This window comes from Telluria sp. LT2P34, assembly GCF_059685915.1.
In genome coordinates this window covers 1-13,609 of sequence record NZ_JCASIN010000009.1, presented here as the reverse complement: position 1 = coordinate 13,609, position 13,609 = coordinate 1, and the positions used below count along the sequence as shown (strand labels likewise).

Annotated in this window: 8 protein-coding genes and 1 tRNA gene; 2 read left to right on the top strand and 7 right to left on the bottom strand. The window is 61.6% G+C overall.

Going from position 1 to position 13,609, the window contains the following annotated elements:
- Positions 1-47: 47 nt before the first annotated feature.
- From AC56KZ_RS18720 to AC56KZ_RS18690, 7 genes are all read right to left on the bottom strand, one after another.
- Positions 48-1,493 carry a right-handed parallel beta-helix repeat-containing protein gene (locus AC56KZ_RS18720; RefSeq protein ID WP_497163695.1) on the bottom strand — a complete coding sequence of 482 codons (1,446 nt, stop codon included), beginning with the start codon at positions 1,491-1,493 and terminating at the stop codon, positions 48-50.
- Positions 1,490-2,851, bottom strand: coding sequence for a PEP-CTERM-box response regulator transcription factor (prsR, locus tag AC56KZ_RS18715; RefSeq protein WP_497163694.1), 1,362 nt, complete (start codon positions 2,849-2,851; stop codon positions 1,490-1,492). The genes AC56KZ_RS18720 and prsR overlap by 4 nt, the downstream gene beginning before the upstream one ends.
- A gap of 14 nt (positions 2,852-2,865) precedes the next feature.
- Positions 2,866-4,962, bottom strand: coding sequence for an XrtA/PEP-CTERM system histidine kinase PrsK (prsK, locus tag AC56KZ_RS18710; protein ID WP_497163693.1), 2,097 nt, complete (start codon positions 4,960-4,962; stop codon positions 2,866-2,868).
- 63 nt (positions 4,963-5,025) lie between these two features.
- Positions 5,026-6,387: a TIGR03013 family XrtA/PEP-CTERM system glycosyltransferase gene (locus AC56KZ_RS18705; RefSeq protein WP_497163692.1), complete on the bottom strand. Its 1,362-nt coding sequence runs from the start codon at positions 6,385-6,387 to the stop codon at positions 5,026-5,028.
- 68 nt (positions 6,388-6,455) lie between these two features.
- Positions 6,456-7,523 carry an SDR family oxidoreductase gene (locus AC56KZ_RS18700; RefSeq protein ID WP_497163691.1) on the bottom strand — a complete coding sequence of 356 codons (1,068 nt, stop codon included), beginning with the start codon at positions 7,521-7,523 and terminating at the stop codon, positions 6,456-6,458.
- Positions 7,524-7,623: 100 nt separating this feature from the next.
- Positions 7,624-8,913, bottom strand: a complete 1,290-nt coding sequence (locus AC56KZ_RS18695) for a nucleotide sugar dehydrogenase (RefSeq protein WP_497163690.1) — start codon at positions 8,911-8,913, stop codon at positions 7,624-7,626.
- Between the two features lie 727 nt (positions 8,914-9,640).
- Positions 9,641-9,716 (bottom strand) — tRNA-Arg (locus AC56KZ_RS18690).
- 234 nt (positions 9,717-9,950) lie between these two features.
- On the opposite strand from AC56KZ_RS18690, the gene AC56KZ_RS18685 reads away from it, so the two are divergent.
- Both AC56KZ_RS18685 and AC56KZ_RS18680 read left to right on the top strand, forming a co-directional pair.
- Positions 9,951-10,895, top strand: coding sequence for a c-type cytochrome (locus AC56KZ_RS18685; RefSeq protein ID WP_497163689.1), 945 nt, complete (start codon positions 9,951-9,953; stop codon positions 10,893-10,895).
- A gap of 256 nt (positions 10,896-11,151) precedes the next feature.
- Positions 11,152-13,455, top strand: coding sequence for a hypothetical protein (locus tag AC56KZ_RS18680; RefSeq protein ID WP_497163688.1), 2,304 nt, complete (start codon positions 11,152-11,154; stop codon positions 13,453-13,455).
- Positions 13,456-13,609 lie beyond the last annotated feature (154 nt).

The window sequence follows — 13,609 nt, the reverse complement described above, 5'->3', positions numbered from 1 at the left end:
TGAATCGGACATCAGACGCATAATATCTTTTCATCGTTGCAACTTCGCTACAGACCGGGTGCATGGGCCGAGCGCGGCCGCAGGCAGCCTGCGAAGTCGTCGAAAGCGCCATAGGTCACTCGCCCGGCGGGCGCCGTGCCGCACAAATCGCTGCGCCCTGGAGCTTCCGCGCGGCGCGGCGCCCCGCCATCGATCCAGCGCAAATCGAGCCGGTCAGGATTGGCGAACTGGTTTCGCTGCGGATGCCGTCCCAGATACAGCCAAGCGATGTCGGTGCTGAGGTTGTCGCCCAAGTGCAGCACGCCGCCGTCGCGTGACTGCAACGGTCCGTCGACCAGGTTGCCCTCGAAGCTGGCGCCACTTTCAGGGAAGCGCACCTGAACCCCGGCGGTATCGAGCAGGGTGTTGTCGAGCACTTGGGTAGTGGCAGCGCTGTTGAGGTAAATTCCCGCATCCGAGCAGCCGGATATGAGGTTGGCGCGCATGATGCCGCCGTCATGCTCGGTAATACAGCGCCCGTCGCGACAGTAGGGCTTGCCGGTGCCGCCGCCGCCGAAGGACAGGCCGACGCGCTGTCCCGGCTGGCCGGCCAGCGCGCGCTCGCACAGCACCACGTTACGCTCGAAGACGGTACGCTGCGCCCCGCCCTTGGCGAAGGCTCCATAGCTGATGCCATCCCCCCAGGCCTTCACGAAATCCGTGATTAGGTTGGCGCGGACGATCCAGTCGCTGGCCGCCACGAGGTCGATCGGCGTGACCGGATTAGCGGTGCGGCGCGGCGCTGTGTTACTCAGGGTATTCGATTCAATCAGGCCATGGTCGGGGAAGCTGCCGTGCTCGCCATTGATCTTGAAGTGAGCGTTGAAATCAAGAATCGTATTGTTGCGGGCAACGAAATGCTGGGCCTTTCCCACGACATGGAATGCATGTTCGCAGTGGCCGTCGTCGCTGCAGGCGCCCTTGATCGTCAGGTTCTCAAAACGCCAGTACGGCGCCGCAACGTTGAAGCCCTCGCCGCTAGTGAAGGCGATCGTCACCGTACCTGGCCGCGCTGCGCGCACCACGATCGGGGCCGTGGCGCTGCCGGGCCGGCTGGCGTAGACGGTAGCGCCGATTGCATAGTCGCCAGGCAGGAAAGTGATGACATCGCCCGGGGAAGCCTCCGCCATCGCCTTGCGCGCTTCGTCGGCGGTGCCGACCAGGCGCTCATTGCCGCCGGTCGCCGGCGCTGCTTGGAGCTGGGCGCCCAGCGTCAGCGCCGGCAACAGATAGGGGGTGGCGGCCCCCCTGTCGAGGCGCATCAGGGTCGCGGCGGCAAACTGCCCGGTCTTGACGATCACAGGATTGTGGCCGCTGGAGCGCTTCAGGATATAAGGCGCGAGCGCGCGCGGGGTCACGCCCTGGGACTGCAGGAAGACAAGGCCGGCAACGCCGGCGCCTGCCGCCAGCAGCAGCGGCACGGCCAGCAGGGCGAGCACGCGCGAGCGCTTCATGCCGCGGTCTTGATGTTGTGACGGCTCATCAGGTCGTACATGGTCGGGCGGCTGATGCCGAGGATTTCGGACGCCTTGACGATATTGCCGTCGACGCGCGCCAGCGCCTTGATGATGGCCTTGTACTCGGCTTCGTCGCGCACCTGGCGCAGGTTGATCGGCTCTTCTTCCAGGCCCTCGCCCGGCAGTCCGAGGTCGTCGGCGACGATGGTGTTCCCGTCGGCCATGATGACGGCGCGCTTGATGTAGTTTTCCATCTCGCGCACATTGCCCGGCCACGGATACGCTTCGATCGCGGCGATCGCGTCCGGTGCGAAGTGCAGCGCCGCGCGCCCTTCAGCGTTGCAGAACTTGTTCTTGAAGTGGTGCGCCAGCAGGGCGGCGTCACCCTCGCGATCGCGCAGCGGCGGGATCGTGACCACGATCTCGGACAGGCGGTAATACAAGTCCTCGCGGAAGCGCCCGGTGGCGCACAGTTCCTTCAGTTTCTGGTGCGTTGCGCAGACGATGCGCACATCCACCGGAATCTCTTCATGCCCGCCCAAGCGCTCGATCACGCGCTCCTGCAGGAAGCGCAGCAGTTTCGCCTGCAACGGCATTGGCAGGTCGCCGACTTCATCGAGGAAGAAGGTGCCGCCGTGCGCCATTTCGACCTTGCCCTTGGTCTGCTTGGCCGCGCCGGTGAATGCGCCCTTTTCGTAGCCGAACAGTTCGCTCTCGAGCAGGTTTTCGGGAATGGCGGCGCAGTTGATCGCCATGAAGCGTTCCTTGGCGCGCGGCGACAGCGCGTGCACGGCGCGCGCCAGCACTTCCTTGCCGGTGCCCGATTCGCCCAGCAGCATGACCGAAGCGGAGGTTGGCGCCACCTTTTCGACATTGCGGCAGATTTTCAGCATGCTCGGGGCGCGCGAGATCACGCCCGACATCGGCGAGTCGGCCTGCTGCTGCTGCATGCGGCGGTTTTCCTGCTGTAGTTCGTGCAGGAAGAAGGCGCGCTGGATCACCAGGTTCAGCACTTCCGGGTCGCACGGCTTCTGGTGAAAGTCGTAGGCGCCGAGGCCGATCGCCTTGACCGCGTTGGTGTGGTCCTGGTTGCCGGTCAGGACGATGACGCGCGTGTCCGGTGCCAGCGCCAGGATTTGCTGCAGCGTGGCCAGGCCTTCGGTCGAGCCGTCCGGATCAGGCGGCAGGCCGAGGTCCATCGTCACCACCGCCGGCTCGTGGCGGCGGATCTGGGCCAGCGCCGCTTCGCGGTCGCCCGCGACGGCCACGTCATAGGCGTCGAGGCTCCATTTCAGCTGCTTTTGCAGGCCGGGATCGTCCTCGATGATCAGGAGTTTCTGTTTGGTCTGTGTCACGGTAATCCTCGGGTTCAGGCTGCCCGTTCGGCGAGCAGCGCATCCTGCTGGTAGAGCGGCAGGATGACTTTGAAAGTGGTGCCGGCGGACGGCTGGCTGATGACTTCCAGGCGTCCGCCCAGCTCATTGATGTATTCGCGGCTCTCGAAGACGCCGATGCCCATGCCTGCCGACTTGGTCGACTCGAAGGGTTTGAACAGGCGCTCGCGGATGAACTCTTCGCTCATCCCTTCGCCGGTGTCGGTGATCTCGATCTGCACCGCCCCATGCCCCGCAACACCTTCGGCGCGCGACAGGGCGATGGTGACGCTGCCCTCTTTCGGCGTGGCTTCGATTGCGTTCTGGATCAGGTGGCCGACAACGCGCTCTAACCGCTCGCGGTCGGCCAGCACGCGCAGGCCGGTGTCGCGCACGTCGAGCTTCGGGCGCGGTTCGAACGCCGCCTTCATGGCCACGGCCTGGCGCACCACCTGGTCCATCGCCAGCGGCACTGGCTTTTCCGCGATGTCGATGCGCGAGAGCTTTTGCAGCATCAGGCGCATCTTTTGCACTGACAGCGACACCGTTTCCAGCATGTCGGCCTGGAACTCGGGATTGTCCTTGTGCTTTTCGGCGTTGGCGTTCATCAGCGACAGCTGCGATACCAGGTTTTTCAGGTCGTGCACGACGAAGGTGGACATGCGGTTGAAGGATTCGAACTGGCGGGCCACCATCAGTTCGTTGGCGGCGTCCTGCTGCGCCAGGTAGCTGGCGGCCTGGCTGCCGGCGATTTCGAGCAGGTCCAGCACTTCCCAGTTCAGCTTGACGCGGCTGCGCGCCGATTGCAGCACCACGAAGCCGAACAGCCGCGCGCCCATCATCAGCGGCACCACCAGCCAGCCGCGCGGCCAGGCGGGCAACCATTCCGGCAGCTTCAGGCCATCGTATTTGTCCGGGTCGTCCGCGTATTCGCCAAGGTCGATTACCCATTGGGTCGACTCGAGGAAGCGGACCAGCGGCGAATCGGCCGCTTCGACCGCATCGGGCATCGGTACCTGCCAGCCGGCCACTGGCTCGAAGGCGCCCGACTCGCGGCGCTGCCAGAGCGCCCCGCCCTGGCTCTCGACCAGCGCGGCCACGGCGTGTACGGCGCGCTCGCCCAGGTTCGGCCCGGCCTGCGACAGGGTGCGCGTGAAACGCGTCCACTCCTCGCGGTAGTCATAGCCGTAGCTGTAGAAATGCTTGCTGATGAAAACCTTCAGCCAGGCGCGGAAGGTGCCAGAGAACAGGATACCGGCCAGCAGCAGCAGCGCGCCGAACAGGAAGGTGACCTGCATCACCGTGCCCCAGCTGCCGCCGAAGTAGCGCAGGTAGTAGCCGGCCGAGCCCATTGCCAGCAGGTAGATGGCCGAGCCGAACAGCGCGGCCGAGTGGAACATCACGCGGCGCGACACCGCCAGCGGCGAGCGCCAGGACTTCGCACGGCCCATCGACAAGGCCAGCAGCGGCACCGTCAGCGCGTTGATGACGCCGCGCGCGATCCAGATATCCTGGTCGACTTCGCGGAACAGCATCGCGTGGCTGTACAGGTAGAAATCGTAGGCGAACATGCCGCCGATGCCGAGGCAGGCGAACTTGATGGCCCAGCGTTCTTGGATCGTCTTGTTGCGATAGACCTGCTCGACCAGCAACATGCCGCCGACCGCCTGCATCACACGCGCCATCACCGGCAACAAGCTGTCGAGCAGGGCCAGGTCCCAGTAGCCGAGCATGGCGGCGCACAAGGCCAGCAGGTAACACAGCGCTGCCACGAACAGGGTCGGGCGCAGGCCCAGGGTCAGGCGGCTGCCGGGTTTGCGCCAGTCGCCCAGCAGCACCACCAGGAACAGCGACCAGGCGGCATTCCGGGCCACCTCGAAACCGTCCGAGAGGTCGGTCCACATCAGCAAGTCGGTAGCGGCCCAAGCCAGGGAAGCAGCCCAGAATCCCGATGCCAGGCAGGCGGCGACCAGCACCGGGCCGTAGGCGCGCTCGCGCCAGCTCGTCAAGAGCGGAACGCACAGGCCAAAGAAGCCGATGGCGGCCAGGCCATAGCTGTAGGCGGCGATGCTGGTGGGGGACACACTATCCATGGGCGGGAGCCGGGCTGTTTTCAAGCCCCAGGCAAAACGTTATCCGGGCCTGGCCCGGCGTCCTTAACGGCCGCTGCGGAACAGGACAACTTTCAAAGTGTTAATGAGAACCAGGAAGTCCAGGAACAAGCTGTTGTTCTTCACGTAATACAGGTCGTACTGCAGCTTTTGCAGCGCGTCCTCGGCCGACGAACCGTAGCCGTAACGCACCTGGGCCCAGCCGGTAATGCCTGGCTTGATGCTGTGACGAACATTGTAGTACGGAACTACTTCGATCAGTTGCTCGACGAAGTAAGGACGCTCCGGACGCGGGCCGACGAAGGACATTTCGCCCTTGAAAACGTTGAGGATCTGCGGCAGCTCGTCGATACGGGTCTTGCGCATGAAGTTGCCCACGCGCGTGACGCGCGGGTCGTTCTGCGCGGCCCACTGTGGCTTGCCGCTCTTTTCGGCGTCGGCGCGCATGCTGCGGAATTTGTGCACGAGGAAGCTCTTGCCGTCACGACCGACCCGTTCCTGCGAATAGAACACCGGGCCGCGATCTTCCAGGCGCACCGCCAGGGCAGCGAGCAGCATCAGAGGGAAGGTGGCTGCCAGGATCGCGCCGCTGCACAACAAGTCGAAGGTGCGCTTCATGAACATGCGCACGAAACTCTGGTCGAAGCCGCCGCCGAACACGAGCCAGCTCGGCTGAATCGAATCGACCCGGATCTGGCAGGTTTCGCGCTCGAAGAAGGTGGCCGCGTCGGTCACTTTCAAGCCTTGCAGTTTGCAGTCGAGCAGTTCCTTGATCGGAAAGCCGCCGCGGCGGTTTTGCACCGACACGACAATTTCCGACACGTTGTACTGGCGCGCCAGTTTTACCAGAGAATCGCCATCGCGCATCTTGAGCAGGTTTTTGTCCTCCACGCACAGCTCTTCGCCCGGGGCCGGGATGAAGCCGGCGATGCTGTAGCGGTGGTAGCGGTTGGCGCGCTCGGCCAGGTCGGCGCATTCCTTGGCCAGCGGGCCGCCGCCGAGGAACATGATGCGCGACTGCAGGAAGCGCGCTTCCGAAGTTTTGAAGAAGATCATGCGTGCAGTGAAGATGCCCACCGCCGACAGACCGAACACCAGCACCAGGATGCCACGCCCGAAAGCCAGCTCCGGGGCCATATAAAACACCAGCGTCAGGATCAGGAAGCCCATCACGAACGATGGCATCAGCTTCATCAGGAAGGGATGGCGCAGGCCTTCCTCGAAATCGAGCTGGTACATGCCCATGGCGCTCATGCTGAACACGATCGCCAGCGTGAACGCGAGGGCCGAGGTGAAGAAATGGTCGAGCGATGGCGCGCTCACCCCGGCATCGATGTCCATGAAGCGCAGTGCGGCGCCGGCATAGGCTGCGCCAAGCAGCACCAGCACTTCCACGACCAACAGCATGGAAACAATCTTTGACACGTAGTGGTTAGAAATCCTGAACACGTCAGCCTCCTGATAATTCTTTTTACTTACTCGGATACAACAGGCGCGGGTGCCCCGTGCACGCCCTGCCCCAGGAGGTCGTGGACATACCAGTCCATGGCTTGTGCCAGGCCTTCGCCAATGCGGTGCGTGGGCGCGTAGCCCAACAGCGCGGCGGCCTTGCCGATGTCTGCCTGCGAATGGCGCACGTCGCCACGGCGGAAGTCGCCATACTGCGGCTGGTGTGCGTCGACATGCGGGAAGCGCGCACGCAGCAGGTCGCGCATCATCGCGTACAGCTGGTTCAGGCTGGTGCGCTCGTTGAGCGCCACGTTATACACCTGGTTCGCCGCTTCGGCCGGGGCCATGGCCGCCAGCAGGTTCGCCTGCACCACGTTGGCGATGTAGCAGAAATCGCGGCTGGTTTCGCCGTCGCCGTTGATGCGCAGCGGCTGGTTGCGGATCAGCGCGGCCACCCACTGCGGGATCACGGCAGCGTACGCGCCATTCGGATCCTGGCGCGGGCCAAACACGTTGAAGTAGCGCAGGCCGATCGCTTCGGTACCGTAGGTACGGCCGAACACGTTCGCATACAGCTCGTTGACGTACTTCGTCACGGCGTAAGGCGAGAGCGGATTCCCGATCACGTCTTCGACTTTCGGCAGTGCCGGATGGTCGCCATAGGTCGAGCTCGAAGCTGCGTAGACGAAGCGCCGTACTTTGGCATCACGCGCGGCGACGAGCATGTTGAGGAAGCCCGTGACGTTGGTTTCGTTGGTGACGATCGGGTTGTCGATCGAGCGCGACACGGAGCCGAGCGCGGCCTGGTGCAGGACAAAATCGACCCCGGCGCAGGCTGCGGCGCAGTCGACAGGATTACGGATGTCGCCTTCGATGAAATTAAATTTCATCCAGGCTTCCGGCGTGACAGATTCTTTCACCTGCTCCAGGTTGTGGCGATGCCCGGTGGCAAAGTTATCGAGCCCGGTCACGCGCTGGCCGAGCGCGAGCAGCGCCTCGACCAGGTTCGAACCGATGAAGCCGGCTGCACCGGTGACCAACCAATGATGGCTGTGTTCGCCCAGCTGCTGCCTAACGTCTTGAATCTTATTCACAATTTTCCGAACATTTCATGGATAACGAAGAAAAAACCCCGTACGGCAGTGCCGGACGGTACGACAAGGCCGCGCGGCCTTGTCATTTTATTACTTCGTGTTACAGACGCCAGACGCAATAGCCCGCTTCACGGATGGCTTTCTGATCAAACTGCGACTTGACGTCGATGAAGCAGCCACCGTCGTTGAGCTTGGTCTGGAAATCGGCCAGCGACATGGCCAGCACTTCCTTGTGCGGCACGGCGGCGATCACGGCATCGGCCTTCGGCAGGCTATCCCAGCTTTCCAGCTTGATGCCGTACTCGTGCTCAGCTTCGCCGGCATCGGCCAGCGGATCGTAGACATGGACGTCGACGCCGTAGCTTTGCAGCTCATGGACGATATCGGCTACTTTCGAGTTACGCAGGTCCGGGCAGTTTTCCTTGAAGGTCAGGCCGATGACGTTAACCTTTGCGCCTTTTACGTGGAAGCCCGAGGAGATCATCGACTTCACGGTTTTTTCCGCAATGAACTTGGCCATGCCATCGTTGATGCGGCGGCCTGCCAGGATCACCTGCGGGTGGTAGCCGACCATCTCGGCCTTGTGCGTCAGGTAGTAGGGATCGACGCCGATGCAGTGGCCGCCGACCAGGCCTGGGCGGAACGGTAAAAAGTTCCACTTGGTGCCGGCCGCTTTCAGCACTTCCAGCGTGTCGATGCCGATCTTGTCGAAGATGAGCGCCAGTTCGTTCATGAGAGCGATGTTGAGGTCGCGCTGGGTGTTTTCGATGACCTTTGCCGCTTCGGCCACCTTGATGCTCGAGGCGCGGTGCACGCCGGCGGTGATGACCGACTCGTACAGCTGAGCGACGCTTTCCAGGGTCTCGGCATCGTCGCCCGACACCACTTTCAGGATCGTCGTCAGCGTATGTTCCTTGTCGCCCGGATTGATACGCTCCGGCGAGAAGCCGACGTGGAAGTCTTGCATCCAGGTCAGTCCCGAATGCTTTTCCAGCAGCGGGATACAGATCTCTTCGGTGGCGCCCGGGTAGACGGTCGACTCGAAAATGACGATGGCACCCTTTTTGAGGTTCTTGCCCACCGTGGTGCTGGCGCCGATCAGCGGCGTGAAGTCCGGGTTGTGTGCGATGTCGACCGGGGTCGGCACGGCAACGACAACATAGTCCGCCTGGGCCAGCATGGCCGGATCGGTCGAGACTTCGAGTTGACGCGCAGCCTGCAGCTGTTCGGTCGAGACTTCGCCGGTCGGGTCAATAAATTTTTTGTAGTTTTCGATTTTCGCCGCCGACAGGTCGAAACCGATCGTCCGTACTTTCTTGCCGAATTCTACTGCGAGCGGTAACCCGACATATCCCAGTCCTACTACCGCGACGACCTGATCTGCTTTCATTATCAGCTTCCGTTTTCGAATAAAGTTTTGCTATTGCGCCAACTAGGTGGCAAGGAAAATTGTGGTGCCCCGGTCACACCGGCAGCGTGTGTTGTACATGCCGGTCATTGAAGAGCGCGCATACAGGGAACCCGTCTGGCATCTGTCTTCTTCCTGTGTGCGGCAGCGACAGGGACGGCGGCCCACAGTGAATAATTGAAATCTTAGCATTTTCCACGAAACAAGTTGCGATTTGAAAATGAATCGTGCGCACCGGATTTATATATGCACTGTATCAACTTCCGCCCAAATGGGATCTCGCCACAGGCACCCGACAGTTCAGGCATGGTGCGAAACCGCAGCAGCTCAATGACTACGACCAACAGAGCGGAACTGCAGACGAAAGGAAAGAGCGATGGAACAAGCAGGAGGACCACCCCGAAAATCATCAGGAAGTGCCACATGGCGATGCGTAAGCGCACCCGTTCTTCTACTGACATTTCGACATTTCCTTGGACATTACGGCAGCGGCAACCGCGACTGTAACTGAGACCGAAAGTATAACCGATGCACTATTCAGCTTGCATTTGAGACAGGGAAATTCGCGGAAGCTGTTGTTTTTGCTGACATTACGGTCGAGCCAAGGCAAACGATTGCTGTGTTGGCAATGTCGAAGGATGAGCACAGGAGGTAAAGCGGACCGGCCAAGATGTTGGCGGGCGTCAATGCGCAGGGACTGACGGGAAAATGGTGCGGCTGGCTGGGATCGAACCAGCGACCCTTGGCTTCGGAGGCCAATACTCTATCCACTGAGCTACAGCCGCACGGGGTAACATGTCGAGGCACACTGCCGGGAAAATCCCACGAGGAATGCCTGAGCGAGGCGAAGGATACCGCCTTTCGCGCCCCACGTCCACGGAAAGCTAGGCTCCGCACATAATGCATGTGCCATAAGGAATCTTTTGAGACTATAATCGCCGGTTGGCGGCCTTTGCAAAAAGTCATGCAGAAAGCAGACACGCCGGGTAGCAGGTTTTTTTATTCGCATTAGGGAAATCATGAGCGACGCACATAATGAACAATCGTTTATCCGGACGCCAAAGCAACTGATCGGCGTAGTCGCAGGCTTCTTCCTGGTAATCGTCATCGGCATCATTCTTCTGGTTGTGTTTGTCACCAGCGACAGTCTGGAAGGCGCCGGCGCCAACAGCATGGCGCCGCAAGCGGTAGCGGCACGTATGCGCCCTGTGGCCGAGGAAGGTTTTACGCTGCGCGACGCGAACGCGCCGAAAGTGCTGCAAGCGGGCGGCGCGGTCTATAGCGCCGTGTGCGCAGCCTGCCACGCCAGCGGTGCGGCAGGCGCGCCAAAAACCGGCGTCGCCGCCGACTGGACCGCGCGCTTTGCGCAGGGTTATGACACGCTGGTCAAACACGCCATCGAAGGCATCCGCGCCATGCCGGCCAAAGGCGGCAACCCGGACCTGGACAATCTCGAAGTTGAACGCGCTGTCGTCTACATGGCCAATCAGAGCGGTGCCAGTTTCAAGGAGCCGGCAGTGCCTGCGGCACCAGCAGCTCCAATGCCAGGAACCGAGGTGGCGGCCGCGCCGGTTGCGGTGAATCCGAACACGGCTTCGCCAGTCGCCGGCACCCCGGCCAGCGCCACGCCGACAGCGCCGGCAAGCGCGGCGACCCCGCCTGTCGCAGCCGCTGCAGTCCCGGCGCCAGCCGCGGCCCCGGTCGTCGCGAGTGCCGATACCGGCAAGGCGCTCTACAACAGCGCCTGCATCGCCTGCCACGGTTCCGGCATCGCCGGCGCCCCGAAAGTGGGCGACAAGGCCAACTGGGCGGCGCGCATCAAACAAGGCAATGCCGTGCTGTATGAGCACGCGATCAAGGGCTACCAGGGTAAGGCCGGCGTGATGCCGCCGAAGGGCGGTTCGAGCGCACCGGACGCCGACGTCAAGGCGGCAGTGGACTTCATGGTGGCGTCGTCACGTTGAGCCAGGTCAGCCTCCATGTTAAAAACCGCCTATAGGGCGGTTTTTTTATTTAGCAATACTGTTGATCGAAGCAATAAAAAAAAGATAAGAAGCTTTCAAAGCAAATAATATTCGCTAAATATTCGACAACGATATGTTGTATTTGGACGAATTTTTGAACAGATTTTTTGTGGGTCCTGTCCTACATCTTTGCTTTGGCGTAATCTCGTAGAAATTCCTTGGGGCAATATTTATTCCCCATAGTAACTCTTCGAAGATGGCCATGAAACTCTCACTCCAGAACTTTGCAATGCGAATTGCCGCAATCGCGGCATTCGGTACTACCCTCGCTGCATGTGGTGGTGGCGGGGCAGGCTCGAACACCAGCCTCGCATCGCCTACCTCCGCCAGCCCGACCGCACCTGCTGTTTCCACTGTGCCATCCTTCGCTGCTATCGCTCCTGTCGCTGGCACGCCGACCGAGGGCGCCCAGGTGGCGCCTGTTACGCCAACCCCTGTCAGCGCGCCAGTCGTCGTATCCCAGCCGGTTGTCGTTGCCTCGGGGACGTCGACAACAACCTATAGCGTGTTTGGTGTCGTTACCGACGTGCGTATCGAGAACACTTCCGCCACCGCTCAGGAAAAACTGCCGGTGACCTTCGGCCAGGTATTTGCAGTCGGCGACCTGCTGCCAAGCGAATCTCTGGTCGGCCGCTTCGACAACGGCCTTACCATTCCGCTCCAGCTCAATGTCAAGGCAACCCATGCCGACGGTTCGGTGCGTCACGCGGTGGTGTCAGGCATCGTCCCCAACATGGCCGCAGGTGAAGGCCGCGCACTGTCGCTGATGAAATCGAACGCGCCGCATGTCGCTGGACTCGCCCCGCAGAAACTGTTGGCGAACGGTTTCAGTTCTTCCGTGCAGGCGACCATTGGCGGCGTGCGTTATTCGGCGTCGGCCGACGACCTGATCAAGACCGGCGCGCCTGTCCAGACCTGGCTCTCCGGTGCCGTCGCCAATGAGTGGCATGTCTCGGCCCCACTGACGACGTCCGAGGGCGTCGCCCACCCGCACCTGAGCGCACGCTTTGCGATCCGCTGGTACGACGCCATCAAGAAGGCACGGGTCGACGTCACCATCGAAAACGCCTGGGCCTACGAGCCGAACCCGCAGAACATCAGCTATGACGCCGAAGTCATGGTACGCGGCGTCGTCGTATATTCGAAACCGGCTATGAACCACCTGCACCACAGCCGCTGGCGCAAGGTCTTCTGGTGGGGCGGGGATGCCGGCCAGGCCCATGTGAAGCACAATACTTCTTACCTGATCGCCAGTCGTGCGGTGCCGAACTATGACCAGAGCGTAGTGATCCCAGAAACAACCCTGGCCGATTACAAGAAGAGCTGGACCGGCACCGCTGTCGAGCCGATGGGCGTTGGCCTGGCTGTTTCGTACATGCCAATGGGTGGCGGGCGCAATGACATCGGCCTGTTGCCTGGCTGGGCAGCCAGCTATCTGCTGTCGATGGATGCACGTGCCAAGCAAGTCACGCTGGGCACGGCGGATCTCGCCGGCAGCTGGTCGATGCACTACCGCGACAAGAATACCGGCCGCCCGGTCAGTTTGGTCGATTACCCCAACATCACCATTCTTGGCAACTATGGGGACACATTTAATTCGACTACCAAGAAGCACGAAGCGTTCCCATGGTGTGCAACCGCCATCTGCGCAACACCGAACGCCCATGATAGTGCGCACCAGCCAGGCTTCGCCTACCTGCCTTATCTGGTCACCGGTGATTACTATTACCTGGAAGAGCTGCAGTTCTGGGCTATGTACGACATCTTCGAGTCCAATCCTGGCTATCGCGAATCCGGCAAAGGCTTGCTGGCGGCAGGCGGCCAGGTGCGCGCCGAAGCATGGAGCTTGCGCACCGTGGCTGAAGCAACCTACATCACGCCCGACAGCGACGTCCTGAAGGGGCACTTCACACGCATTCTGACGAACAACCTGGATTGGTACAACGCCCGCTACACAAACAACGCCGCCGCCAACGTCTTGGGCGTGCTCGATGGCGGCGGCGCAGTTGTGTATAACAGCGGCCGCGGCGTCGCGCCATGGCAGGACGATTTCTTTACTGCGGCTGTTGGCCATGCCGCCGAGCTCGGCTTCAGCGGCGCCAAAACCTTGCTGGCCTGGAAAGCGAAGGCGCCGGTACTGCGCATGAGCGAGCCAATGTGCTGGATTAACGGTGCCTTATACTCGATGAACATCCGCGATTCGGCCACAAGCCCAATCTATACGACAATGGCGCAGGTCGTAGCAGCCAACTACACGGCGGAATCGCCTAACCTGCCCTGCAACAGCCAGGCCATGGCAACTGCGCTGAACCTGAAGGTTGGTGAAATGACCGGTTTCTCGAGCAGTATCGCCGGCTACCCGTCGAACATGCAGCCCGCCCTGGCCTACGCCGTCGATGCACGCCTGCCCAACGGCGCCACCGCCTGGGCCAAGTTCATGTCGCGTACGGTCAAGCCCGACTATGGCGTGAGCCCGCAGTTCGCGATCGTGCCGCGCTAAGCTACGGGAGATCCCAAAAAAAACCCCGCCAGTCTGATGAACTGACCCCAATAAGTTGGACACCAACTTATTGGGGTTTTTTCATGTCGAAGTACTCGGAGCAGTTCAAGCTAGCCGTTGTTGAGCAGTACCTGGCCGGCCCATTGGGATTTCA

Coding starts and splice junctions, on each gene's coding strand:
- AC56KZ_RS18720 (WP_497163695.1), bottom strand. CDS start 1,493: ATGAAGCGCTCGCGCGTGCTCGCCCTGCTGGCCGTGCCGCTGCTGCTG.
- prsK (WP_497163693.1), bottom strand. CDS start 4,962: ATGGATAGTGTGTCCCCCACCAGCATCGCCGCCTACAGCTATGGCCTG.
- AC56KZ_RS18705 (WP_497163692.1), bottom strand. CDS start 6,387: ATGCTGTTGGTCGTGGAAGTGCTGGTGCTGCTTGGCGCAGCCTATGCC.
- AC56KZ_RS18695 (WP_497163690.1), bottom strand. CDS start 8,913: ATGAAAGCAGATCAGGTCGTCGCGGTAGTAGGACTGGGATATGTCGGG.
- AC56KZ_RS18685 (WP_497163689.1), top strand. CDS start 9,951: ATGAGCGACGCACATAATGAACAATCGTTTATCCGGACGCCAAAGCAA.
- AC56KZ_RS18680 (WP_497163688.1), top strand. CDS start 11,152: ATGGCCATGAAACTCTCACTCCAGAACTTTGCAATGCGAATTGCCGCA.